The following is a 21,547-nucleotide window of genomic DNA, read 5'->3' on the forward strand; positions in this document are numbered from 1 at the left end:
CGTTGACACATGACTCCGCGATCGGGCGTTCGTGGTGAAGCGACGAGCGACGAGCGGCGACCCGAGCTGCCCTCCATCCCAGAGAGCCTGACCGAAGCAAGGTTGGCGCCCGCCGCTAAACTGGCCGCCCGCTGGCGTTCATGACCTTGGGGTCTGCGCCCAGTGTCCTGCCCGGCCGTCGCTGGCCGCGTGCATCCCATCCTCCATCCAGGACAGCCCACCGCTGCGTCCCTCATGTTTCAGCGTCTTCGCGAAGACATCGCTTGCATCCTCGAACGCGACCCTGCCGCTCGCTCGGCTTGGGAGGTGTTGACCTGTTACCCCGGTCTGCATGCGTTGGTGCTGCATCGTTGTGCGCGTTGGTTCTGGACGCGCGGATGGCGCTGGCTGGGTCGCTTCACCTCGCATGTCGGCCGGTTCCTGACCGGCATCGAGATCCACCCCGGCGCGACCATCGGCCGGCGCGTCTTCATCGATCACGGCATGGGCATCGTCATCGGCGAGATGACCGAGATCGGCGACGAGTGCACCATCTACCAGGGCGTCACCCTGGGCGGGACCTCGCTGGTGAAGGGCGCCAAACGCCATCCGACCTTGGAGCGCGGCGTGATTGTGGGCGCCAATGCCTGCATCCTGGGCGGCTTCACCGTCGGGGAAGGCGCCCGCGTGGGTTCTGGCGCCGTGGTGACCAAGCCGGTCCCGGCGGGCGCGACCGCCGTCGGTAATCCGGCGCGCATCATCGAAGCCAAGGGCGACGCCCAACGCGAGGCTGCCGCGGCGCGCATGGGGTTCTCCGCTTACGGGGTCACCCAGGGCGACGATCCGGTCGCGCTGGCCATGAAGGGCTTGATCGACCACGCCGCCGGCCATGAGCATCAGATTGCGCTGCTGTGGCAGGCGGTGGCCAAGCTCTCCGAAGACCAGCGTCGGGACTGCGTGCCAAGCGGCGCGCAGCAGGACGAGCAGTTCGACGCCGCCGAGTTCGCCCGTTTGGTCAAGTGACGCGCTGACGGCCAGCGTCAATCCGCTGCGGCAAGGTCATGATGACCTTTCCGCGGCGCGCCCCGCCTTCAGTGCTGCGGGTCAGCCGTGATCGGCAGTGGCCCGAAGCGAGATCTCATCCCTCAATGATGATGGCCATGCGCGCCGTGCGCGTGACCGTGTTCGATCTCTTCCGGCGTGGCCGCGCGGACATCCTTGACCTTGATGCTGATCTTCAGATGCTGTCCCGCCAGCGGGTGGTTGCCGTCGAGGATCACCGCGTCGCCCTTGATCTTGGACACGGTGAAGACCTTGAACTCGCCATCCTCGCCGCGGACTTCCAACTGGCCGCCGACCTTGACGCCGGGCGGGAAGTCCTTCTTGGCGATGGTGATCAGCAGGCCCTCGTCGCGCTCACCGAAACCGGTTTCCGGCGTCAGTTCCAGCACGGTCTGGAAACCCTTTTCCTGGCCTTCCAGCGTGGATTCCACCACCGGCAGGGTGTTGCCATAGCCGCCGATCAGCAGCGCCATGGGTTCGTCGGTCTTCTCGATGACGCGGCCGAGCTTGTCGGACACTTTCAGTTCCACGGTCGCGATGGTGTCTTTGGTGATTTTCATGAGCGGAGGGTGGTTCGATTCAGTCGTGGGTGACGATCCCATCGGATGAATGAGATCAGTCGTTTCATTCAGCCCTGGCGCGCGGGGCGCCGGGCGGTTTTGGGGCGGAACGCCGCGCACACCTCGTCGCGGGTTTCCAGATAAGGGCCGCCGATCAGATCGATGCAATACGGCACCGCGGCAAAGATGCCAGACGCGGCCTCATGCCCCGAGAGGGTTTCGGCGATGGCCTTGGGCTGGCCCGGCAGATTGATGATCAGCGCCCGGCCCCGGAGGACCGCCACCTGCCGGGACAGGATGGCCGTCGGCACGAAATGCAGCGAGATCTGGCGCATCTGCTCGCCGAATCCCGGCATCTCGCGGTCCGCAACATCCAGCGTCGCTTCGGGGGTGACATCGCGCGGCGAAGGGCCGGTGCCGCCGGTGGTCAGCACCAGGTCGCAGCGGGCGTCGTCCACCAGCTCGCGCAGCGTGTGGGCGATCTGTGCCCGTTCGTCCGGGATCAGTCGCGGCTCGAACGTGATCGGATTGAGCAGCGCGGCGGTCAGCCAGTCCTGCAGCGCGGGCAGGCCCTTGTCCTCGTAGACACCGCTCGAGGCCCGGTCGCTGATCGACACGATGCCGATCCGCACCGGCTCGATCGGGCCGGGCTGCAATGCGGCGGCGGGGCCGCTGGCGCTGGGCTCACTCATCGTCGCTGCCCGGAGCGTCGGCTTGCTCGTCGTCGCTCCCGGTCGAGCCCTTGGCCGCCAGCACGTGGGCCTTGATGAACTGGAACAGTTCGCGCCAGGCGCGGCCGTTGCGTTGTTCCGGCTCCAGGGCGCGGTCCTTGCGGGCGGCGCGGATCAGGCTGCGCAGTTGTTGGACATCGACTTCGTCGAAGGTGTCGATGAAGGCCTGCAGCGCGGGGTCTTCGCTGACCAGCCGCTCGCGCCAGCGTTCAGCCTGGTGCAGCTCCAGCGAATCCTGGGCGCGGCCCAGCTTGAATTCCGCGACGGCTTCCCGGATCGGTTCCGGGTCGACGTGGCGCATCAGCTTGCCGATCAACTGCAGCAGCCGCCGCTTGCCCTCGTGCGCGGTGCTGCGGCGGGCGTCCCGGAGCGCATCGTTGAGCTTCTCGGGCAGATTGAGCGCGGCAATGCGCTTTTCCGGCAGTGCGAGCAGATCGACACCCAGGGCCTGGAGCGCGGACATGTCGCGCTTGAGCTGGCTCTTGCTGGGGCGTTCGTCGTCGGGATCTTCGTAATCTTGCATGGGGGAAAGGTCAGAAGCCCCGACCGAGAGGGTGGGGCGCAGCGCCCGTATGATAGTCGCCACCCTGTCGATCCCGGTCGCGACCCCCATTTGCGACCCCCTATTGCGACCATTTCCGCGCGGACGGTTGTCGTCCCGCGCGAGCCCCATCACACGAGACCGTATTCATGAGCCAAGCCGAGCAAGGATTCGCCTACAGCCAGGACCAGTTCCGACAGTTGATCGAGGATGTGCTCGCCGAAGCGAAGCAGCTCGGCGCGTCGGACGCGGGTGCGGAAGTGTCTGAAGGCAGCGGCATGTCGGTGTCGGTTCGCCGCGGCCAGCTGGAGAATGTCGAGCGCAACCGAGACAAGTCGCTGGGCATTTCCGTCTACCTGGGCCAGCGGCGCGGCAATGCCAGCACCTCCGACTTCTCGGTCAAGGCCCTGAAGGACACGGTGCGCGCCGCCTACGACATCGCCCGCTTCACTGCCGAGGACGAATTCGCCGGTCTGCCGGATGAGCAGGACCTGTCGTTGGACGCGGAGGCCCGCCCGTCCCTGGACCTGTTCCACCCCTGGGCGATCACCGCCGAGGCCGCGGCCGAACTGGCGCTGGAGTGCGAAGCTGCGGCGCTGAGGACGGATGCGCGCATCACGAATTCCGAAGGCGCGGCCGTGTCGGCGCAGCAATCGCATTTCTTCACTGGCAATTCGCGCGGCTTCCGCGGCGGTTATGCCAGCTCGCGGCATTCCCTCTCGGTCGCACCGATCGCCGGTCGCGGCGCGGGCATGGAGCGCGACGCCTGGTACAGCTCGATGCGTGACGCCGCCGATCTGGCCAGCGCCGAATCCGTCGGCCGCTACGCCGCCGAGCGCGCTCTGGCACGCCTGAAGGGCCGCAAGGTCAAGACCGCGACCGTGCCGGTGCTGTTTGAATCGCCGGTGGCCGCCGGCTTGCTGGGCGCATTGGTTCAGGCGACCAGCGGCGGCGCGCTCTACCGCCGGGCCAGCTTCCTGCTGGACAGCCTGGATCAGCAGATCCTGGCCCCGCACGTCGAGGTGGTGGAAGATCCGCATCTGCTCAAGGGCAAGGCCAGCGCGCCCTTCGATGACGAGGGCGTCATCACGCGTCCCCGTACCGTCGTCGAGGCGGGCGTGCTCAAGGGCTATTTCCTGAGCACCTATTCGGCGCGCAAGCTGGGTCTGCGCACCACCGGCCATGCCGGCGGCTCCCACAACCTCACGATGCGCAGCCGTGCGACCGCGCCGGGTGATGACCTGCCCACCATGCTTCGCCGGCTCGGCACTGGCCTGTTCGTCACCGAGCTGATGGGGCAGGGCGTCAATTACGTCACCGGGGACTATTCCCGCGGTGCCAGCGGCTACTGGGTCGAGAACGGGGAGATCGCCTTCCCGGTCAATGAAGTGACCATCGCCGGCAACCTGAAGGACATGTTCCGGCAGATCGTCGGCATCGGTTCGGACACCTACACCCTGGGCGGCAAGACCGTCGGCTCGCTGCTGCTGCCGCAGATGAAACTGGCCGGTTCCTGATCGAGCCCAGCCGTGCGCCCGTGCATGACGGGCCCGCGGCTTTCTTCTTGGTCGCCCGGCTTATTTCACGGTCGCCCAGCGCAGCTCGAACCAGTTGTCCGGGCGGTGCTGCACCGTCACGTTCTGACGTGTGGCCCAGGGAATCATCTGACGATGGAGCGGAATCAGGTGGATCTGCGCCTTGAACTCGGCCAGCACCTCCCTGATCAGGGCTTCGCGCTTCTTGGGATCGGCCTCGATGCTGGAGGCGGCCGCCAGCGCATCGAACTTGTCGTCGCGCCAGTTGCCGAAGTTGTAGTTGCCGACGCCCTTGTCGCTGCGGTTGCGCAGCACCGGGGTGATCAGGGTTTCCGCGTCGGTGATGGTGCCGCCCCAGCCGTAAAGGTAGAGGCTGGTGTCGAGCTTTTCCAGCTTGGGGAACATCAGCACCCGCGGCTGGGCATTGACGCGGACCTTCACCTTCAATTGCGCCCACATCGAGGCCAGTGCCAGGCAGATCTCCTCGTCATTGATGTAGCGGTTGTTCGGGCAGTCCAACGTCACCTCAAAGCCGTCGGCGAAGCCTGCATCCGACATCAACTTGCGCGAGGCGGCAAGGTCGTAAGGCAATCGGGCCTCGAGCTGCGGATCGTTGAAGGCGCCCAGCGGCGAGGGCGTCAGTCCGCCGGTGGGCACGCTCAGGCCGTTCATCAGCTTGGTGCGGATGGCGTTGATGTCGATGGCCTGGTAGAGCGCCTGGCGCACCCGCAGGTCCTTGAACGGGTTCTTGTCGCCCGGGACCTTGCCGTAGAGCAACTTGTCGCGTGACTGGTCCATGCCGATGAAGATCAGCCGATTCTCCGGACCTTCCTGCACCTTCACGCCTGCGGTCTGCTTCAGGCGGGGGATGTCGCGTGGCGCCGGGTCGACGACGAAGTCGATTTCGCCCGAGATCAGCGCGGCGAGCCGCGTCGCATCGTTGCCGATGGGCGTGTAGACGGCGTCCTGCACATTGCCGTCGAACTTGCCCCACCAGTTCGGGTTGCGCTTGAAGGTCGTGCGCACGCCAGGCTGACGGTCCACCAGGATGTAGGGGCCGGTGCCATTGGCATGGGTGGCGGCATAGGTCTCTTCCCGGTCCTTGAAGCTCTGCGGCTTGGTGACCTTGTACTGCTCGCTCCAGCGCTTGCTCATGATGAACAGCGTGTCCAGGTGCTGCAGGAAGATCGGATTGACCTTGTCGAGCTGGAAGTCGACGGTGTGGTCGTCGATCTTCTTCGGCGTGCCTACCGCCTGCGCATAAACGCTGATCTGCGAGTTCGGATCCTTGGCGCGCTGGATCGAGAAGACCACATCGTCGGCGGTGAACGGGCTGCCGTCATGGAATTTCACGCCCTGACGCAGCTTGAGCCGCCACAGGGTGGGTTTCACCTGCGTCCATTCGGTGGCCAGTCCCGGCACGATGGCCAGTTGTTGGTCCCGCGAGACGAGGCGCTCGTAAGTCTGACCATTGATGGAATTGGTCAGGATTTCGTTTTGCGAATGTGGATCCGCGGTCTGCATGTCGCCCTGGCTGGCCCAGCGCAGGGTTTGCGCGCTGGCGATCCCGACGCTGAACAGGCTGCCGGCGGCCAGCGCCCAGGGCAGCAGGGCGCGGGCAGTCCGCGTCGTGCTGATGCGAGTGGCGGTCTTCAGGATCATGGTCTGGGCATCTCCATCAATCGGCGATTGGCCCCGGCAGTGCGACAGGCGGGCGACGCTCGGGGGCGGTGGGCGGGTTCGCGGGTGGTCCGGGGCAAGCGTGGTGCCCTCGGTGAGGGCGTTCGAGTTTAGAGGCAGGGGCGGAAGCTGCGACAATGTGTTGTTGCGGGCCGGACGTCATGGCGAGCAAGATGCGAATCTCGCGCCCCGTATGCGTGCATCTCGCGTCAGCATCGCGCACACGTCAAGGCTGCCGGACCGGCCGGATCTCCCTCCGGCCCGACGCCGCAGCCGCGCGCCCATTCCACCCACGAACCGAGCAGAGTCCATCCGCCATGGCCCAATACGTCTTCTCGATGAACCGCGTCAACAAGACGGTTCCTCCCAAACGCCACATCCTCAAGGACATCTCGCTGTCCTTCTTCCCGGGCGCCAAGATCGGCGTGCTGGGTCTGAACGGCTCCGGCAAGTCCACGCTGCTCAAGATCATGGCCGGCGTCGACAAGGAGATCGAGGGCGATGCGGTGCCCATGCCCGGCATCAAGATCGGCTACCTGGAGCAGGAGCCCAAGCTCAATCCCGACCAGACCGTCCGTGAAGCGGTGGAGGAGGGCATTGGCGGCGTGCTGATGGCCAAGAAGCGCCTGGACGAGGTCTATGCCGCCTACGCCGAACCGGACGCCGATTTCGACGCCCTGGCCGCCGAGCAGGGCGAGCTGGAAGCCATCATTGCCGCCGCCGGTTCCGAAAACACCGACCTGCAGCTCGAACTGGCTGCCGACGCGCTGAACCTGCCGCCCTGGGACGCCAACATCGGCGTGCTGTCCGGGGGCGAGAAGCGCCGCGTGGCGCTGTGCCGCCTGCTGCTGTCGCGCCCCGACATGCTGCTGCTCGACGAACCGACCAACCACTTGGACGCCGAATCCGTCGAGTGGCTGGAGCAGTTCCTGCAGCGCTTCCCCGGCACCGTGGTGGCGATCACCCATGATCGCTACTTCCTGGACAACGCCGCCGAATGGATCCTGGAACTGGACCGTGGCCACGGCATCCCCTGGAAGGGCAACTATTCCGACTGGCTGGACCAGAAGGAACGCCGCCTGGAGCAGGAGCAGAAGACCGAAGACGCCCGCGCCAAGGCCATGAAGGAAGAACTGAAGTGGGTGCGCTCCAATGCCAAGGGCCGTCAGGCCAAGAGCAAGGCGCGTCTGGCCCGCTTCGAGGAGCTGAGCGACGTCGAATACCAGAAGCGCAACGAAACCAATGAAATCTTCATTCCCGTGGCCGAGCGCCTGGGCAATGAAGTGATCGAGTTCGAAGGCGTGACCAAGAGCTTCGGCGACCGGGTGCTGATCGACAACTTGTCGTTCAAGGTGCCGGCGGGCGCGATCGTCGGCATCATCGGCCCCAACGGCGCCGGCAAGTCGACCCTGTTCCGCATGATCCAGGGCGTGGAGCAGCCCGACAGCGGCACGGTCAAGATCGGCAAGACGGCCAAGCTGGCCTTCGTGGACCAGAGCCGCCAGAGCCTGGATGCCAACAAGACGGTCTGGGAAGACGTGTCGGGCGGGCTGGACAACATCATCGTCGGCAAGTTCGTGATGCCCAGCCGCGCCTACATCGGCCGCTTCAACTTCAAGGGCAACGACCAGCAGAAGATGGTCGGCCAGCTCTCCGGGGGTGAGCGCGGTCGCCTGCACCTGGCGAAGACCCTGGCCCAGGGCGGCAATGTCCTGATGCTTGACGAACCGTCGAACGACCTGGACGTCGAAACCCTGCGCGCGCTGGAAGAGGCGCTGCTGGAGTTCGGCGGCTCGGCCATGGTGATCTCCCATGACCGCTGGTTCCTGGACCGCATCTGCACCCACATCCTGGCCTGCGAAGGGGATTCGCAGTGGTTCTTCTTCGACGGCAACTTCCACGAGTACGAAGCCGACAAGAAGAAGCGCCTGGGCGAAGAAGGTGCGCGTCCGAAGCGCGTGCGTTTCAAGCCGATCACCTGAGCGATCGATCACCTGATCGATTGAACGGCTGACTGCCGCTTCGGCGGCGGCGCCAACGGTCGAGCGAACTCGCCCGACAGCGCCCGGGGCGCCCCAGATGCCGCACATGCAGCGTCTCGGGCGTCCCGGGCGTTTTCATTGGTGGGCTCGATGGCTCGCTCGGGCGTCCCTGTCCATTGCGGATCGAATCACTCTGCCAGCCAGCCAGCCAGCCAGCGGGCCAGCCGACCAGCCAGCCTGCCTGCCGGGCGGTAGGTACGGGGCCCGGTGCCTTTGAATGTGTCGGGTTTGAAAAGAGCCCTATACCGACCCGCGTCCTTCGCACCACCCGGTTGCGCGGCGTTTTGGACCTTCCGCCGGACGCCTGAGCCCGTCACCGCACGCTTTCAGGCGTGTCCCGTGTGTCCGTCCATCCCGCATGGCGGTGCCGACGTCCGGTGAAGCAGCGGCCAGGCAGCGTCAAGTCTCTTTGAGGGAGTTCATCTTTCTTTACGGGCCGCCCACGGCCAACTTACCTGAGTCGCCGACGATGCACTCATCCCGAAACCAAGGAGATGTTCATGATGTTCCAGCGATTCTCCCGCCCGCTTCGCTCGATCCACGCCCTCGGCCTGGTGGCCGCCCTCGGCCTGGCCGCGATCGGTGTGCAAGCCGCCGAACCCAAGGCGCCCGGTGGCCCGGACGCGCCTCCCGCTCATGGCCGCCCCGGCCCCGGCCCGGGTATGCCTCGCGGTCCGATGATGATGGATGGTCGCCTGCTCAAGGAAGTCGGCGCCAGCGACGCGCAACGGGCGCAGATCAAGCAGATCTTCGAAGTCGCCCGCAACGACCTGAAGGGTCAGCACGACACCGAGCGGCAACTCCACGAGCAATTGCAGGCGCAGTTCGCCGCACCGACGCTGGACACCGCCGCCATCGAGTCCCTGCGACAGCAGATCGCGGCCCAGCATGAGGTGGTCTCCAAGCGGCTGACGCAGGCGGCGATCGACGCGGCCAAGGTGCTCACCGCCGAGCAGCGCGCCAAGGCGGCCGAGCAGTTCAAGAAGCACCGTGCCCGCATGGAAGAGCGCGTCAAGCACATGATGGAACACGGTGGCCGCGCCGGACGCGGTGAAGGGAGTGACCTGCCGCCCCCGCCGCCGAGCCGTTGAACCAGGAGGCCGGCTATGCTTCAGACTTTTGACGATTCAGCGGTACGCGGCCTCGCCGATTCGGCCCGGGCCGCCGCCGTTTCGCAACGCCCCATGAACCCCCGACTGCTCCTGATCGACGATGACGCACGCTTGACGGCCATGCTGGGTGACTACCTGAGCAATGCCGGTTTCGATGTGAGCTTCGCCGGCTCGCTGGCCCAAGGCCGTGCCGAGTTGGAGGCCGGCCAGTACGAGCTGCTGGTGCTGGACCTGATGCTGCCGGATGGCGACGGCCTGGAGTTCTGCCGGCAACTGCGCGGCGACAAGCGTTGGCGCCGCCTGCCGGTGCTGATGCTGTCGGCCCGCGGCGAGCCGATGGACCGCATCCTCGGGCTGGAACTTGGCGCGGACGACTACCTCGCCAAACCCTTCGAGCCCCGTGAACTGCAGGCCCGTGTGAAGGCGCTGCTGCGCCGCACCGAGCCGCAGGCGCTGGGCGACGAGGTGCTGCGCTTTGGTCGCCTGGAGATTGACCTGGCGGCCCGGCAGGTGCGGTTGGATGGCAATGCCTGCGACCTCACCAGCCACCAGTTCGACCTGCTGGTCGTGCTGGCCCAAAGTCCGGGCCGGGTGCTCTCGCGCGACCAGATCATGGATGCGCTCAAGGGCCATCCGCTGGAGGCCTTCGATCGCTCCATCGACGTCCACATCTCGCGCATCCGCGCGTTGATCGAGGATGACGCCAAGAACCCGCGACGGGTGCTGACGGTCCGCGGCGCCGGCTACGTGTTCGCACGCAAGCAAGACGCCGAAGGCCTGGAGTGAAGTCGCTCTACCTTCGCATCTACGTCACCGTGGTGGTGGTGCTGCTCGCCTTTGCGATCGGCTCCGCCTGGCTGTTCCAGGGTCGCATCGAGCAAGAGCGCGGCACCTTCGAGCAAGCGGCTTCCGAGCGTCTGGTCGCGATGGCCGTGCTGGTCCAGCGTGCGCTGCCGGCCGCCTCGGCGCCTGCGGGGGAGCAAGCGGATTCCGTCGAGGACTGGGGCCAGCGCCTGCGCATGGCCCTGGCGCTGGAAGATGCGAAGGGGCGGCGCATCGGCGCCTCGCCGCTGTTCGAGCGGCGTGAAGACCTGCCGGGCACGCGGGTGCTGCGTGTGCCGCTGGATGACGGCCGGCACCTGCTGTTCCTGCGTCTGGCCCGTCCGCCGGCGGCTTCGGGTCCGCTGGGCGGCCCGGGTCCATTCGGTCCGGAGGATCGCGGCAGTGGCCCGCGTCGGGAGGATGGTCGGTTCGCGCAGAATCCGCAGGGCGGGCAAGAACCACTGGGCAGGCCGAACGCCCAGAACTCCCCGAGCGCCCAGAACGCCCAGAACGCCCAGAACGCCCAGAGCTCGCCGAGCACCCAGGCCGGTGATCGGCGAGGCGACAACGCCGCGAGCGACGCGCGCGACCCGTCCGGCAATGCCGGACGTGATCCGCGCGATGTCGGTCGTGATCCCTCCCGCGATGGCGGCGATCCGCAAGCCCGCCGCGATCGGGCCGGGCGTCATGAACCGCGTCCTGAAATCGAGGCGATGCGCGAGCGCATGCTCGAACGCCTGGAGCAGCAGCGCCGTGAAGAGGCCGCCAATTCCTGGTTCCCAGGCTGGATGCCGCGGCCCAGCGGTGAAGCGCTGGCCGTGCTGTTGGCCGTGCTCTTCCTGGCGGTGGCGGGCGGTGCTTATCCGGTCGTGCGGCGGTTGACGCGTCGGCTGGAATCGCTGAAATCGGGCGTCGAGCAGTTCGGCGGCGGCGACCTCAGCTTCCGTGTCCTGGACAACGGGAAGGATGAAGTGGCCGCGCTGGCGGGAAGCTTCAACCTGGCGGCCGAGAAGATCGAAAACCTGATGCGCTCGCAAAAGAGCCTGCTGGCCAATGCGAGCCACGAGCTGCGCTCGCCGCTGGCGCGTCTGAAGATGGCATTTGCGATGCTGGACGAGGCGTCGCCGGCGCAGCGCTTCCGGCTGCAACAGGAAATCAACACCAACATCGGCGAGCTGGACGCGCTGGTGGAAGAAGTGCTGCTGGCAAGCCGACTCGAAGGTGGTGCACAGGCCCTGCGGCCGGAGAGCGTGGACCTGTTGGCGATTGCCGCCGAAGAGGCCGCTCGCGTGTCCGCCGAGGTGGATGCCGAGCCCGGCATCGAGCATGTGCCGCTGCGCGGCGACGATCGCCTGCTGCGACGCGCGCTGCGCAACCTGCTCGAGAATGCGCGGCGTTATGGCGGGCCGCAGATCGAGGTCAAGCTGCGGCGCGCCGGCGCCACGCATGTGGAGGTCCAGGTCTGCGATCGCGGACCGGGCGTGCCGGACGCGATGCGGGAGCGGATCTTCGAGGCCTTCTTCCGCCTGCCCGGCCATGCCGAAGTGTCGGGCGGTGTCGGGTTGGGTTTGAATCTGGTGAAGCAGATCGCGCTCGCCCACGACGGCTCGGTTCGATGCGAGGCTCGCGAGGGCGGCGGCAGCGTCTTCACGCTCAGTCTTCCGACCTGAGCGACGCCCCGGTCTGGTCCGACCTGGCTTGGCTTGGCCAGGCCAGGCCAGGCTAGAGGTTGCGGCTTCTCGCGGCCGCCCGCAGACTGGCCTCGCCCCCGAGCGTGGCGAGATCGGGCGCTTCAATCCAGTGAGGTCAATGCGGCGATTCGCGGCGATGCACCATCGCCAGCAGCACGCTCAGACCGATGGCCGCGGCGGTGAGGCCGGCCGCCGCCGCGCTCCAGAAGCCCATCGCGCCCTGCATGCTGGGCGGCAGCGCCTCGGCGTGTTGGCCAAAGGCCAGCCAGTAGCCACCGCCCAGGCCCAGGCCCCAGATCGCCAGGGCATAGATCACCATCGGCGCGGTGGCAATGTGATGCGCGCGCAGCACGAAAGCCGCCAGCGTTTGGCCGGCATCGGCCACATGGAACAGCCAGAGCCAGCCGAGCAGCGGCAGGGCCGCGGCAATGATGGCTGCGTCGTTGGTGTAGAGCCCCAGGACCTGACCGCGCAGCGTGAAAACGACCGCGCCCAGCACGAAGGCAATCGCCAGCGCAATCTCCAACCCATGCCAGCCCAGCCGCCGGGCCGCCGCAAAATCTCGCGCACCGAGCGCCTGCGCCACCAGGGTGCTGCAGGCATTGGCCTGCGCCAGCGGCAGCATGAACATCATGGCCACCAGGTTCGCCGCCAGCTGATGCCCCGCCACCGGCGTCATGCCCAATCGGGCAATGAAGATCGCCATGAAGGTGAAGCCCGTGACCTCGATCAGCACCGAGGCCCCCATCGGGACGCCAAGCTTCACCAGCCGGACCAAGGTGTCCTTGCGAGGTCGATGCAGCCCCGTCGAGGCAAATCCGAATTCGCGATAGAACGGATCGCGGCGCAGCACCACCACGGCAATCAGCAGTTGGCTCCACATCACCAGTGCCGTGGCCATCGCGCAGCCGACCGCCCCGAGCGCGGGCACCTGCAGCGGTCCCAGCGAGAACCCACCGATCAGCAGCGCACTGGCAGGGAACTTCAGCAGCAATCCGCCGATCTGCAGCGCCATCACCGCCTTCGGTCGGGAGACAGCCGTGTTGAAGCCGCGGTAGGCGGTGAAGAGCAGGGCCGCCGGTAGCGCGACGCCCAACATCCGCAGATAGTCCCGCACCTTCGCGCCGACCTCCGGCGAGACCTGCGAAATCGCCAGGAAGGGCGCCGGGAACCACAGCACCAGCTCCCCCAGCACCGCCAGGCCCAGCGCCAGCCAGGCGGCCTGGTGCAGGCTGTCGCCCACCTCACTCATGCGGCGAGCACCGAAGAGTTGACCGGCCACCGGCGAGATCGCCAGGACCACGCCCATCAAGCCCACGAACACCGAGGTGTAGACCGCCGATCCCACAGCGAGCGCCGCCAGGTCGAGCGCCGAATGCCGGGCCACCAGCAAGGTGTCGATGGTGGAATAGGCCAGGACCGCCAACTGACCGATGAACACCGGCCAGGCCAACGGAAGGATCTGGCGCGCACTCTCCAGGCGGCGGCTCAACGCGATGCCTTTCTGGCCTTCTTCTTTGCCAGACGTGAGGCTTTAGGCAGGGGCGATCCGCGAGCATTGCGGGTGTCCGCGGAGGGGACTGGCGCGATCGGCGCGATCGGTATGTTGGAGGCGGTGGGCGCAATGAGCGCAATGGACGCGGTGGGCACCATCGGCTGAAGGGCTTCGGTCGATCCGGTCGAGCCGGCACCTGTCGATATCGATGCCGACGCGATAGGCGCGCTCGGGGCAGACGGGGCGCGCTGCACTTGCGATGCGAGGTCCGTCTGGGCGGTGCGAGAGAGCGATGCTGTGGCCGCGGCCGCAGGCGCACGGTCGACCCCGGCGGGGGACGACGGACGCATCTGCCGCTCGATGGCCCGTTCCGCATAGCGGTTGAAGCGCCAGGCGGTGCCATCCAGGGTGATGCGTCGCCAGGTCTCGCGCTTTTCGCCCGGTGTCAGGACGGGCCAGTTCTGCACTTCATCGAAGGTGCGGCCGCAGCCCTTGCAGAGCTCGTCGCCCTGACTGGTCGAGCAGATGGCGATGCAGGGCGCATCCGGCGTGGTGTCGTACCAGGCCAGCCAGGCGGCGCGCGCGGCGGGCGGCATGCTGTCTTCGTCGCAGGTCGACTCGTGGTGGAACACCATCAGCGCGTAGACCTCCGCCAAGGCATGCAGCTCCGCGCTGAGGGTGACGCCGTCACCCGGGGCGCGTGCGCGCCACCAGTTGATGGCGGATTCGATATCGGTGATGTGGAGGCCGGCCATGGGAGTGTGCGAGAGGAGAAGGCTGCGGGACGAATCGTGAGGAACAAGGGGGCAGGTCGTGAGGCCTTTGGGCCTTGAGGCCTTGAAGCGCTGAGGTCGCGAGGTCGCGAGGTCGTGACGGCGACCGGCAGGGCCTATCCACCCGTTCAATAGGCCAGGCCCATCGCGACGCGAACCTCCTTGAGCGTCTTGCGTGCCACCGCACGGGCACGTTCGGTGCCCACCTCCACAATCCAGTGCACCTTCTTCGGATCGGCCAGCAGTTCGTCGGCGCGCTCGCGCCAGGGTGCCTGCTCGCGCTGGATGGCGTCGATCAGCGGCTGCTTGCAGTCCAGGCAGCCGATGCCCGCGCTGCGGCAACCGGCGTCGATCCAGGCGCGGGTGTCGCTGTCGGCGTAGACCTGGTGCAGCGCCCAGACCGGGCACTGGGTCGGATCGCCCGGGTCCTGTCGACGAACCCGCTGCGGATCGGTCGGCATGCGGCGAACCTTGTCGGCGACCACCTCCGGCGCGTCACGCATCGCGATCGCATTGCCGTAGGTCTTGCTCATCTTGCGACCGTCCAGGCCCGGCAGGCGGGAGGTCTCGGTCAGCAGCGCCTGCGGCTCCGGCAGCAGCGGGGCATAGAGGTGGTTGAACCGGCGCGCCACTTCGCGAGTCACCTCGACATGCGGCGCCTGATCCTCGCCGACCGGCACGAAGCCGGCCTTGTAGATGAGGATGTCGGCCGCCTGCAGCAACGGATAGCCAAGGAAGCCGTAGGTGGCCAGTTCGCGGTTCTCCGCCACCATGTCCTTGTAGCTGGGCATGCGCTCCAGCCAACTGGAGGGCGTGCTCATGGCCAGCAGGGTGAACAGCTCCGCATGTTCCGGCATGCGGCTCTGGATGAACAGCGTCGCCTGTTCGGGATCGACGCCGGCCGCCAGCCAGTCCACCACCATGTCGTAGACGCTCTGCTCCAGACCCTCGCGGTGCTGGTAGTGGGTGGTCAGCGCATGCCAGTCGGCCACGAAGAAGAAGCAGTCATAACTGGATTGCAGGCGCACCCAGTTCTTCAGCGCCCCGTGATAGTGGCCAAGATGCAGTGCACCGGTGGGACGCATGCCGGACAGCACGCGCTGGCGCGGCAAAGGGTTGGATTGGTCGTTCATGGCGAAGGCGAAGGCGAAGGCGAGGGCGGAAGCGGTGCGGTGCGGTGCGGAGCTGGGGCGCGGGGCGGATGAACGGAACGAGTGGAACGGGTGAAGCGGGCGGAAGGTTTGTCAGCCCGCGATCGACGTAGGCGTGCCGTCCTGTTGCCGTCTGAAAGGAATTGGCGGCCGCGCGGTGGGCGCATCGTCAAGGCCGGGAAGGCGATTGTAGGGATGCGGGCCCTCGATCGTCGACCTGTGGCCATTCACGGCGATGAACGCACGGTCGGTGGCGGTTGAGCGGTCAGTGGCGTCGGTCGACGGGGCGCTTGGCTACACTGCCGGCCCATGAAGAACATCGTCATCCTGATCTCCGGCCGCGGCTCCAACATGGAGGCCATCGTCAAGGCCTGCGCGGCCGAGGGCTGGCCCGCACGCATCGCGGCGGTGATCAGCAACCGGCCGGAGGCAGGCGGGCTGGCCTTTGCGCAGTCGCATGGCATTGCGACGGCGGTGGTGGATCACAAGCCCTTCGGAAAGGGCGACGCAGCGCGCGCCGCCTTCGATGCGGAACTCCAGCGGGTGATCGACGGCTTCGCACCGGACTTGGTGGTGCTCGCCGGCTTCATGCGCATCCTGACGCCCGGCTTCACCGGGCATTACGCCGGCCGGATGCTCAACATCCACCCGTCCTTGCTGCCGGCGTTCACCGGGTTGCACACCCATCAGCGGGCGATCGAGGCGGGCTGCCGGGTGGCCGGCGCGACGGTGCACTTCGTGACCGCGGAACTCGACCATGGCCCGATCGTGGCGCAGGCCGTCGTGCCGGTGCTCGATGGCGACGATGAATCGGCGCTGGCGGCCCGCGTGCTGTCGCATGAGCACCGCATGTACCCGAGTGCGGTGCGCTGGTTCGTCGAGGGGCGGCTGGTGATCGACGGCGCCCGGGTGCGTCATCGGGACGGTGAGTCCCAGATGTTCGGCTGAGCGCGGCGCGGTCGACCTCCTGGACCTGACGAAGACGATCGGGTCATGGCAGCCCGAGGGCTTTGCCCTCGGTCGCCGATGGTTTCAGCTGAGCAGGCTGGCCAGCATGTTGATGGTCAGCGCCAGCACCACCGTGTTGAACACGAAGGCCAGGACAGTTTGCACCAGCACCAGCCGTCGGATGGGTCGGGCGCTGACGGCGACATCCGAGGTCTGGGAGGTGGCCGCCAGCGTCACCGCGAAATAGACGAAGTCCAGGTAATCGGGCTGCGGGTCGTCCCCGGGGAACTCCACCCCGTGCGGCGCATTGGGGCCGGTGTGGAACAGGCTGGCATACGCCAGCGCGAATTCCACCGGCAGCAGCAGCCAGGAGCCGGTCACCGTTGCGAACACCACCAGCAGATGGGGCCAGCCGTGTGCGATGCCGGCTTCGCGCACCTGCGCCAGTTCCAGCGCAATCGCCGCCAGGCTGGCCAGCGCGCCGACCATGGCCAGGCCCAGTACGGTCGGCATGCCGTCCGCGATGGCCTGGGCCTGTGTTTCCACATCCTCCGCCGCGGTGCGCAGCATCATCTGCAGCACCAGCGTGAGATAGGTCCAGACGCCGGCGCTCCAGCCCAGCAGCAACCGGGTGTGCCACGGCAACTCGCTCGGCCAGAGCAGGGCCAGAAGGGCGCCGACGGCCGCGCCGATCAGCAGGCGAGGGCGGCGCTTGAGCTGGTGCAGCAGGGGCATGGGGCTTGGGGCATGGATCAGGGATGCGCAACAGTGCTTGCGGAAACCGTGCGGGACGGAGCGCAGGCGGCGGGCGGGGTTCAGTCGCTCACGCGTGCGAAGCGGGGCACGGTCCGGCCATCGATCTCGATGGTCCCGAAGAACATCTCGTATGGGCGAACCCACAGGCCACTGTCGTTGTAGAGCGGTGCATACAGCACCATTGGCTCCAGCGTTTCGCTGTGGCGCACCACGCCGCGCAACTCGTACTCACCGCCCTTGTAGTGGCGATAGCGTCCCGGCGGCGCGCTCGGCAGGGGTGGGAGCGGATCGCCGGCGCCGTGAGGCGTGGGGGAAGAGGAGGCGGCTTCGGTCATGAATTCCCGAGGTTCAAGGGCAGGGTGGTGCGGTGATGGTGCACGGAGTTCGACACCATCCGACGGGGCTGTACCGCCGGCACCGGGCAGGCCGGGGATAATCGGCGGATGCATCCTAATGCCCTTCTCGAACTCACCGCCGAACTCATCGACAGCCTGCTGCTGTTCGACAAGCCGGCCGACACCCTGGTTTCCGCCTTCTTCCGCGAGCACCGTGCCCTGGGTCAGCGCGAGCGCCACGCCCTGGCCGAAACCGCCTATGCGGTGCTGCGGCGCCGTCCGCTGCTGCAGCATCTGGCGCAGTCCGGCCGTGGGCCGATGTCGCGGCGTCTGGCCATCCTGGCCTGGGAGGGCAACGAATCCTTCCTCCGCGGCGCCCTCAACGAGTTCGAACTGCAGTGGCTGCAGCAGGTCAAGTCGGTCGATCGCAGCAAGCTGCCGGCCAAGCTGCGCCACAACCTGCCGGACTGGTTGGTCGAGCCGCTGCAACAGCGGCTGGGCGATGAGCAGTTCTGGGCCCTGGCCGAAGCGGTCAATCAGAGCGCGCCGCTGGACCTGCGGGTGAACACCCTGAAAGCCAAGCGCGACGAGGTGCAGGCCGCCCTGAAGACCAGTGGCTTCAATGCCGCGCCCACCCCCTATTCCCCGTGGGGCCTTCGACTGGAAGGCAAGCCCGCGCTGCAGAAGCTGGACGTCTTCATCAGTGGCCAGGTCGAGGTCCAGGACGAGGGCAGTCAGTTGCTGGCCCTGCTGACCGAGGCCAAGCGCGGCGAAATGGTGGTGGATTTCTGCGCAGGTGCCGGCGGCAAGACGCTGGCGCTGGGCGCCTCGATGCGGAACACCGGTCGCCTCTATGCCTTTGACGTGTCGGGTCACCGGCTCGAGAAGCTCAAGCCGCGGCTGGCGCGCAGTGGCTTGTCCAACGTCTATCCGGTGCAGATCAGCAGCGAGCGCGATGACCGGGTCAAGCGCCTGGCGGGCAAGGTCGACCGCGTGCTGGTCGATGCCCCGTGCTCCGGCCTGGGCACGTTGCGTCGCAATCCGGACCTGAAGTGGCGGCAGTCCGCAGAGGGTGTGACCGAGCTTCACGCCAAGCAACTGGCGATCCTGAACAGTGCCTCGCGCATGCTCAAGCCTGGCGGCCGACTGGTCTATGCGACCTGCAGCCTGCTCGAGGAAGAGAACGAGTCGGTCGCCCAGGCCTTCGCTGAGGCTCACCCGGAATTCGAACTGCTGCCGGCGCAGGACGTGCTGGCCCACGCACAGGTGCCTGAGGAGCGCATTGCCACGCTGTGCGAGAACGGTTTCCTTCGACTGTGGCCGCACCGCCATGAGAGCGATGGTTTCTTCGCGGCGGTCTGGCAACGCAGGAATTAAGGTCTTTCCGGGCGTGCCGCCTGCCCTGTGGAAGGGCGGTTGTCGGCGCTGCAGGGCGGTAACTGTCCTGTAACGACGGGCAGTTCGGGTGATTTCTGCGCGCCTGAGCGGGAAGACCGGCCTGAATTGGAGATAGATCAAAGACGCAATCTAGGGAGGCTCGCCTACAATCGAGCCTCTTGTGGACAACTGGCTCCTTGTGAGCAGGGTTAGGACCTAATGAACGTTTTGATGACTGTGCACGACGGTGTACTGAACTGGCTGATCAACGGCCTGCTCGGCGCCAGCTGGTGGCAGACGCTGGCCTATACGCTGGTCGTGACGCACATCACGATCGCGGCTGTGACGATCTTCCTGCACCGCGCCCAGGCGCACCGTGCGTTGGATCTCGGCCCGATCCCCTCGCACTTCTTCCGCTTCTGGCTGTGGATGACCACGGGCATGGTCACCCGCGAGTGGGTGGCCATCCACCGCAAGCACCACGCCAAGTGCGAAACCGAAGAAGATCCGCACAGCCCGGTCACCCGTGGCATCAAGACCGTGATGACCCGTGGTGCGGAGCTCTACCGTGCTGAATCGAAGAATCAGGAAACCATCAAGAAGTTCAGCCATGGCGTGCCGGACGACTGGATGGAGCGCAACGTCTACACGCGCCACTCGGTGCTGGGCGTCTCTTCGATGCTGATCCTCAACGTGGCGCTGTTCGGCGTGATCGGCCTGTCGATCTGGGCGATCCAGATGGCGTGGATCCCGTTCTGGGCGGCCGGTGTGATCAATGGCGTGGGCCACTACTGGGGCTATCGCAACTTCGAGGCGCAGGATGCGTCGACCAATGTCTCCCCGTGGGGTCTGATCATTGGTGGCGAAGAGCTGCATAACAACCACCACACCTACCCGACGTCGGCCAAGTTCTCGGTCAAGCCGTTCGAGTTCGACATTGGCTGGGGCTACATCCGGGCCATGGAGATGATCGGCTGGGCCAAGGTGCGCAAGACGGCGCCCCAGATGCGCACCGGCGCCATCAAGGCCGAGGCGGACAAGGACACGCTGGAAGCCATCATCGCCAACCGCTACGAAGTCATGGCGCGTTATGCCCGTGAACTGCGCGGCGCTTGCAGTGAAGAACTGCGCAAGCTGAAGGAATCGGGCGAGCAGCACAGCGTGAAGTTCCATCAGTTCAAGCTGGCTCAGCGTTGGCTGCATCGCGATGCGGACAAGATCCCGACCGCCTACCAAGCCCAGATCGAAGGCGCCCGTGCGGCCAGCCCTGTGCTGGACAAGCTGGTGACCATGCGTGAAGAGCTGCGTCAGCTGTGGACCCGCACCAATGTGTCGGCTGAACAGCTGGTGCATGACCTGCAGGCCTGGTGCCGCAAGGCCGAGGAAAGCGGTATTGCCGAGCTGAAGGCGTTTGCCTTGGGCCTGCGCGCAGTCCGCGCCTGATCATGGCAACGACCTGATGGCTGCTTGCGCGGTCGGTCAGTCAACGCAGAAAGCGCCCCACTGGGGCGCTTTTTTATTGCCCTGCGCCTGGGGGGGAGGGGTGCGGCCATATCGGGTGCCATGCGCTCGCCATGTCCCGGGCGGCATGCTTTGTCGCCGAGCGCCCCTACCGACGGCTGGTCGTCTATAGCGCGTCATAATTTAACGGTGACCGATCGAATCACGACAAGGAGATGGCCATGACGTCCAACCGCAATCAATCTATCGTCGGCTTGCGCGCGACCGTGCTCGCGCTCGGTTTGGCTGCGGTGGGACTCACTGCCCACGCCCAAGCCGAGGTGAAATTTACCGAGCCCTCCCGGTTCAGCGATGTGGGGGAGAACGAGCGTGATCGTGAGACCGCGATGAAGCAAATCCAGGAGCACATTGAAGCCCTGGCGCGCCGCGAGCTGCCGGGACGGCAACTGAAGATCGAATTCACTGATGTCGATCTGGCCGGTGAATTGGAGCCTCGCGGTGGTGCTTTCAGCCGCATCCGCGTGCTGCGCACGGTGACGATTCCTCGCATGGCATTCAACTATGTGTTGAGCGAGAACGGCCAGGAGATCAAGGCGGGCAAGGCCAGCCTGCGTGACATGAACTACCAGGACGGCGCGAATCGCTACTTCGACAGCGAACCGCTGCGCTACGAGAAGAAGATGCTGGACGATTGGATGGCCAAGGAGCTGCTCGGCAAGGATCGATTGGCGCGCGTCACGCCTTGATCTGGATGGTCTTTGACCGTGAACGGTCGCCCAGAAATAAGAAAACCCGCCAGCGGCGGGTTTTCTTTTGGCAAGGAGCCGGGCTGAATTACTTCAGCTTGGTTTCCTTGTACAGCACGTGCTTGCGTGCCTTGGGGTCGAACTTCATGAATTCCAGCTTTTCGGGCGTGGTCTTCTTGTTCTTGTTCGTTGTGTAGAAATGACCGGTGCCGGCAGTGGATTCCAGCTTGATCTTCTCGCGTCCGCCTTTGGATGCCATGGTGTCGCTCCTGATTCAGTGATTAGGCTTGACCGCGGGCACGCAGGTCGGCCAGCACGGCGTCGATGCCCTTCTTGTCGATCAGACGCAGCGCGGCGTTGCTGATGCGCAGACGGACCCAGCGATTTTCGCTTTCGACCCAGAAACGGCGGTATTGCAGGTTCGGCAGGAACCGGCGCTTGGTTTTGTTGTTGGCGTGGGAAACATTGTTCCCGACCATGGGCTTCTTGCCCGTGACTTCGCAGACGCGTGCCATGAGGACACTCCGATACTTGTCATCCAGCGACCACCCAGTCGACCCAGCCTCATTGCTGGTCCGCGGGCGGCGGCCTCACCTCGCCATAGGGTGGCGGTAACCCGTGCTTCAAAGGCTGATGCCCTCAAGCTTCACTTCAGTTTCTCTTCATTGCCCGAAGTCCTTCACAGGATGTCGGCCAAGGAAAACGGCGACTGTAGCACAGACGATCGGGCCCGCGCAAAGTCGGGCCCGC

21 protein-coding genes are annotated in these 21,547 nt (G+C 66.3%); 10 read left to right on the plus strand and 11 right to left on the minus strand.

Annotated features, from left to right (window positions below; genetic code table 11):
- Positions 1-234 precede the first annotated feature (234 nt).
- Positions 235-1,002 carry a serine O-acetyltransferase gene (gene cysE / locus N4261_RS11135; protein WP_261760210.1) on the plus strand — a complete coding sequence of 256 codons (768 nt, stop codon included), beginning with the start codon at positions 235-237 and terminating at the stop codon, positions 1,000-1,002.
- A gap of 122 nt (positions 1,003-1,124) precedes the next feature.
- Here the strand turns inward: cysE and N4261_RS11140 are convergent, their stop codons facing one another.
- The 3 genes from N4261_RS11140 to yjgA all read right to left on the minus strand — a co-directional run bounded on the left by N4261_RS11140 (position 1,125) and on the right by yjgA (position 2,945).
- Positions 1,125-1,601, minus strand: coding sequence for an FKBP-type peptidyl-prolyl cis-trans isomerase (locus N4261_RS11140; RefSeq protein WP_261760211.1), 477 nt, complete (start codon positions 1,599-1,601; stop codon positions 1,125-1,127).
- Between the two features lie 68 nt (positions 1,602-1,669).
- Positions 1,670-2,293 carry a molybdopterin adenylyltransferase gene (mog, locus tag N4261_RS11145; protein WP_261760212.1) on the minus strand — a complete coding sequence of 208 codons (624 nt, stop codon included), beginning with the start codon at positions 2,291-2,293 and terminating at the stop codon, positions 1,670-1,672.
- Positions 2,286-2,945 carry a ribosome biogenesis factor YjgA gene (gene yjgA / locus N4261_RS11150; RefSeq protein ID WP_261760213.1) on the minus strand — a complete coding sequence of 220 codons (660 nt, stop codon included), beginning with the start codon at positions 2,943-2,945 and terminating at the stop codon, positions 2,286-2,288. The genes mog and yjgA overlap by 8 nt, the downstream gene beginning before the upstream one ends.
- A gap of 77 nt (positions 2,946-3,022) precedes the next feature.
- Here yjgA and pmbA point away from each other — a divergent pair, with 77 nt between their 5' ends.
- Positions 3,023-4,390: a metalloprotease PmbA gene (gene pmbA / locus N4261_RS11155; protein WP_261760214.1), complete on the plus strand. Its 1,368-nt coding sequence runs from the start codon at positions 3,023-3,025 to the stop codon at positions 4,388-4,390.
- A 60-nt stretch (positions 4,391-4,450) separates the two neighbouring features.
- On the opposite strand, the gene N4261_RS11160 is transcribed toward pmbA, so the two are convergent.
- Positions 4,451-6,070 carry an ABC transporter substrate-binding protein gene (locus N4261_RS11160; RefSeq protein WP_261760215.1) on the minus strand — a complete coding sequence of 540 codons (1,620 nt, stop codon included), beginning with the start codon at positions 6,068-6,070 and terminating at the stop codon, positions 4,451-4,453.
- Between the two features lie 335 nt (positions 6,071-6,405).
- On the opposite strand from N4261_RS11160, the gene ettA reads away from it, so the two are divergent.
- The 4 genes from ettA (at position 6,406) to N4261_RS11180 (ending at position 11,734) form a co-directional block, all read left to right on the plus strand.
- Positions 6,406-8,070 (plus strand): energy-dependent translational throttle protein EttA, encoded by a 1,665-nt coding sequence (gene ettA, locus N4261_RS11165; protein ID WP_261760216.1) that lies wholly within the window; start codon positions 6,406-6,408, stop codon positions 8,068-8,070.
- Positions 8,071-8,630: 560 nt separating this feature from the next.
- Positions 8,631-9,221: a Spy/CpxP family protein refolding chaperone gene (locus N4261_RS11170; RefSeq protein WP_261760217.1), complete on the plus strand. Its 591-nt coding sequence runs from the start codon at positions 8,631-8,633 to the stop codon at positions 9,219-9,221.
- A 93-nt stretch (positions 9,222-9,314) separates the two neighbouring features.
- Complete coding sequence (locus N4261_RS11175) at positions 9,315-10,028, plus strand: response regulator (RefSeq protein ID WP_261760218.1); 714 nt, start codon at positions 9,315-9,317, stop codon at positions 10,026-10,028.
- Entirely contained in the window at positions 10,025-11,734 is a 1,710-nt protein-coding gene (locus tag N4261_RS11180; protein WP_261760219.1) for a HAMP domain-containing sensor histidine kinase, read from the plus strand. Before N4261_RS11175 ends, N4261_RS11180 begins: the two co-directional genes overlap by 4 nt.
- Positions 11,735-11,870: 136 nt before the next feature.
- On the opposite strand, the gene N4261_RS11185 is transcribed toward N4261_RS11180, so the two are convergent.
- From N4261_RS11185 to trpS, 3 genes are all read right to left on the minus strand, one after another.
- The gene (locus tag N4261_RS11185) at positions 11,871-13,247 is read right to left on the minus strand and encodes an MATE family efflux transporter (RefSeq protein WP_261760220.1); all 1,377 of its coding nucleotides are present in this window, start codon (positions 13,245-13,247) and stop codon (positions 11,871-11,873) included.
- Positions 13,244-14,005 carry a DUF3717 domain-containing protein gene (locus tag N4261_RS26230; protein ID WP_435532030.1) on the minus strand — a complete coding sequence of 254 codons (762 nt, stop codon included), beginning with the start codon at positions 14,003-14,005 and terminating at the stop codon, positions 13,244-13,246. The genes N4261_RS11185 and N4261_RS26230 overlap by 4 nt, the downstream gene beginning before the upstream one ends.
- Positions 14,006-14,151: 146 nt before the next feature.
- Positions 14,152-15,135: a tryptophan--tRNA ligase gene (gene trpS / locus N4261_RS11195; RefSeq protein ID WP_261760681.1), complete on the minus strand. Its 984-nt coding sequence runs from the start codon at positions 15,133-15,135 to the stop codon at positions 14,152-14,154.
- Between the two features lie 348 nt (positions 15,136-15,483).
- Between trpS and purN the strand changes: the two genes are divergently transcribed.
- Complete coding sequence (gene purN / locus N4261_RS11200; RefSeq protein WP_261760221.1) at positions 15,484-16,122, plus strand: phosphoribosylglycinamide formyltransferase; 639 nt, start codon at positions 15,484-15,486, stop codon at positions 16,120-16,122.
- An 84-nt stretch (positions 16,123-16,206) separates the two neighbouring features.
- Here the strand turns inward: purN and N4261_RS11205 are convergent, their stop codons facing one another.
- Both N4261_RS11205 and N4261_RS11210 read right to left on the minus strand, forming a co-directional pair.
- On the minus strand, positions 16,207-16,857 hold the full coding sequence (locus tag N4261_RS11205) for a DUF1345 domain-containing protein (RefSeq protein WP_261760222.1): 651 nt from the start codon (positions 16,855-16,857) through the stop codon (positions 16,207-16,209).
- Positions 16,858-16,937: 80 nt separating this feature from the next.
- Entirely contained in the window at positions 16,938-17,213 is a 276-nt protein-coding gene (locus N4261_RS11210) for a DUF1653 domain-containing protein (RefSeq protein ID WP_261760223.1), read from the minus strand.
- Between the two features lie 108 nt (positions 17,214-17,321).
- On the opposite strand from N4261_RS11210, the gene N4261_RS11215 reads away from it, so the two are divergent.
- The 3 genes from N4261_RS11215 to N4261_RS11225 all read left to right on the plus strand — a co-directional run bounded on the left by N4261_RS11215 (position 17,322) and on the right by N4261_RS11225 (position 20,797).
- Complete coding sequence (locus tag N4261_RS11215) at positions 17,322-18,590, plus strand: RsmB/NOP family class I SAM-dependent RNA methyltransferase (RefSeq protein ID WP_261760224.1); 1,269 nt, start codon at positions 17,322-17,324, stop codon at positions 18,588-18,590.
- Between the two features lie 219 nt (positions 18,591-18,809).
- Positions 18,810-20,033, plus strand: a complete 1,224-nt coding sequence (locus N4261_RS11220; RefSeq protein ID WP_261760225.1) for a DesA family fatty acid desaturase — start codon at positions 18,810-18,812, stop codon at positions 20,031-20,033.
- Between the two features lie 239 nt (positions 20,034-20,272).
- Positions 20,273-20,797, plus strand: coding sequence for a DUF3016 domain-containing protein (locus N4261_RS11225; protein WP_261760226.1), 525 nt, complete (start codon positions 20,273-20,275; stop codon positions 20,795-20,797).
- 88 nt (positions 20,798-20,885) lie between these two features.
- Here the strand turns inward: N4261_RS11225 and rpmG are convergent, their stop codons facing one another.
- Both rpmG and rpmB read right to left on the minus strand, forming a co-directional pair.
- Positions 20,886-21,056, minus strand: coding sequence for a 50S ribosomal protein L33 (rpmG, locus tag N4261_RS11230; RefSeq protein WP_058934741.1), 171 nt, complete (start codon positions 21,054-21,056; stop codon positions 20,886-20,888).
- Between the two features lie 22 nt (positions 21,057-21,078).
- Positions 21,079-21,312, minus strand: coding sequence for a 50S ribosomal protein L28 (gene rpmB, locus N4261_RS11235; protein WP_022979438.1), 234 nt, complete (start codon positions 21,310-21,312; stop codon positions 21,079-21,081).
- Positions 21,313-21,547 lie beyond the last annotated feature (235 nt).

This window comes from Roseateles amylovorans (genome assembly GCF_025398155.2).
Classification (GTDB): domain Bacteria; phylum Pseudomonadota; class Gammaproteobacteria; order Burkholderiales; family Burkholderiaceae_C; genus Roseateles; species Roseateles amylovorans.

What these genes read in the sequence shown, in the direction of transcription:
- cysE (WP_261760210.1), top strand. Translation starts at nt 235, where the DNA reads ATGTTTCAGCGTCTTCGCGAAGACATCGCTTGCATCCTCGAACGCGAC.
- N4261_RS11140 (WP_261760211.1), bottom strand. Translation starts at nt 1,601, where the DNA reads ATGAAAATCACCAAAGACACCATCGCGACCGTGGAACTGAAAGTGTCC.
- mog (WP_261760212.1), bottom strand. Translation starts at nt 2,293, where the DNA reads ATGAGTGAGCCCAGCGCCAGCGGCCCCGCCGCCGCATTGCAGCCCGGC.
- yjgA (WP_261760213.1), bottom strand. Translation starts at nt 2,945, where the DNA reads ATGGGGGTCGCGACCGGGATCGACAGGGTGGCGACTATCATACGGGCG.
- pmbA (WP_261760214.1), top strand. Translation starts at nt 3,023, where the DNA reads ATGAGCCAAGCCGAGCAAGGATTCGCCTACAGCCAGGACCAGTTCCGA.
- N4261_RS11160 (WP_261760215.1), bottom strand. Translation starts at nt 6,070, where the DNA reads ATGATCCTGAAGACCGCCACTCGCATCAGCACGACGCGGACTGCCCGC.
- ettA (WP_261760216.1), top strand. Translation starts at nt 6,406, where the DNA reads ATGGCCCAATACGTCTTCTCGATGAACCGCGTCAACAAGACGGTTCCT.
- N4261_RS11170 (WP_261760217.1), top strand. Translation starts at nt 8,631, where the DNA reads ATGATGTTCCAGCGATTCTCCCGCCCGCTTCGCTCGATCCACGCCCTC.
- N4261_RS11175 (WP_261760218.1), top strand. Translation starts at nt 9,315, where the DNA reads ATGAACCCCCGACTGCTCCTGATCGACGATGACGCACGCTTGACGGCC.
- N4261_RS26230 (WP_435532030.1), bottom strand. Translation starts at nt 14,005, where the DNA reads ATGGCCGGCCTCCACATCACCGATATCGAATCCGCCATCAACTGGTGG.
- purN (WP_261760221.1), top strand. Translation starts at nt 15,484, where the DNA reads ATGAAGAACATCGTCATCCTGATCTCCGGCCGCGGCTCCAACATGGAG.
- N4261_RS11205 (WP_261760222.1), bottom strand. Translation starts at nt 16,857, where the DNA reads ATGCCCCTGCTGCACCAGCTCAAGCGCCGCCCTCGCCTGCTGATCGGC.
- N4261_RS11210 (WP_261760223.1), bottom strand. Translation starts at nt 17,213, where the DNA reads ATGACCGAAGCCGCCTCCTCTTCCCCCACGCCTCACGGCGCCGGCGAT.
- N4261_RS11215 (WP_261760224.1), top strand. Translation starts at nt 17,322, where the DNA reads ATGCATCCTAATGCCCTTCTCGAACTCACCGCCGAACTCATCGACAGC.
- N4261_RS11220 (WP_261760225.1), top strand. Translation starts at nt 18,810, where the DNA reads ATGAACGTTTTGATGACTGTGCACGACGGTGTACTGAACTGGCTGATC.
- N4261_RS11225 (WP_261760226.1), top strand. Translation starts at nt 20,273, where the DNA reads ATGACGTCCAACCGCAATCAATCTATCGTCGGCTTGCGCGCGACCGTG.
- rpmG (WP_058934741.1), bottom strand. Translation starts at nt 21,056, where the DNA reads ATGGCATCCAAAGGCGGACGCGAGAAGATCAAGCTGGAATCCACTGCC.
- rpmB (WP_022979438.1), bottom strand. Translation starts at nt 21,312, where the DNA reads ATGGCACGCGTCTGCGAAGTCACGGGCAAGAAGCCCATGGTCGGGAAC.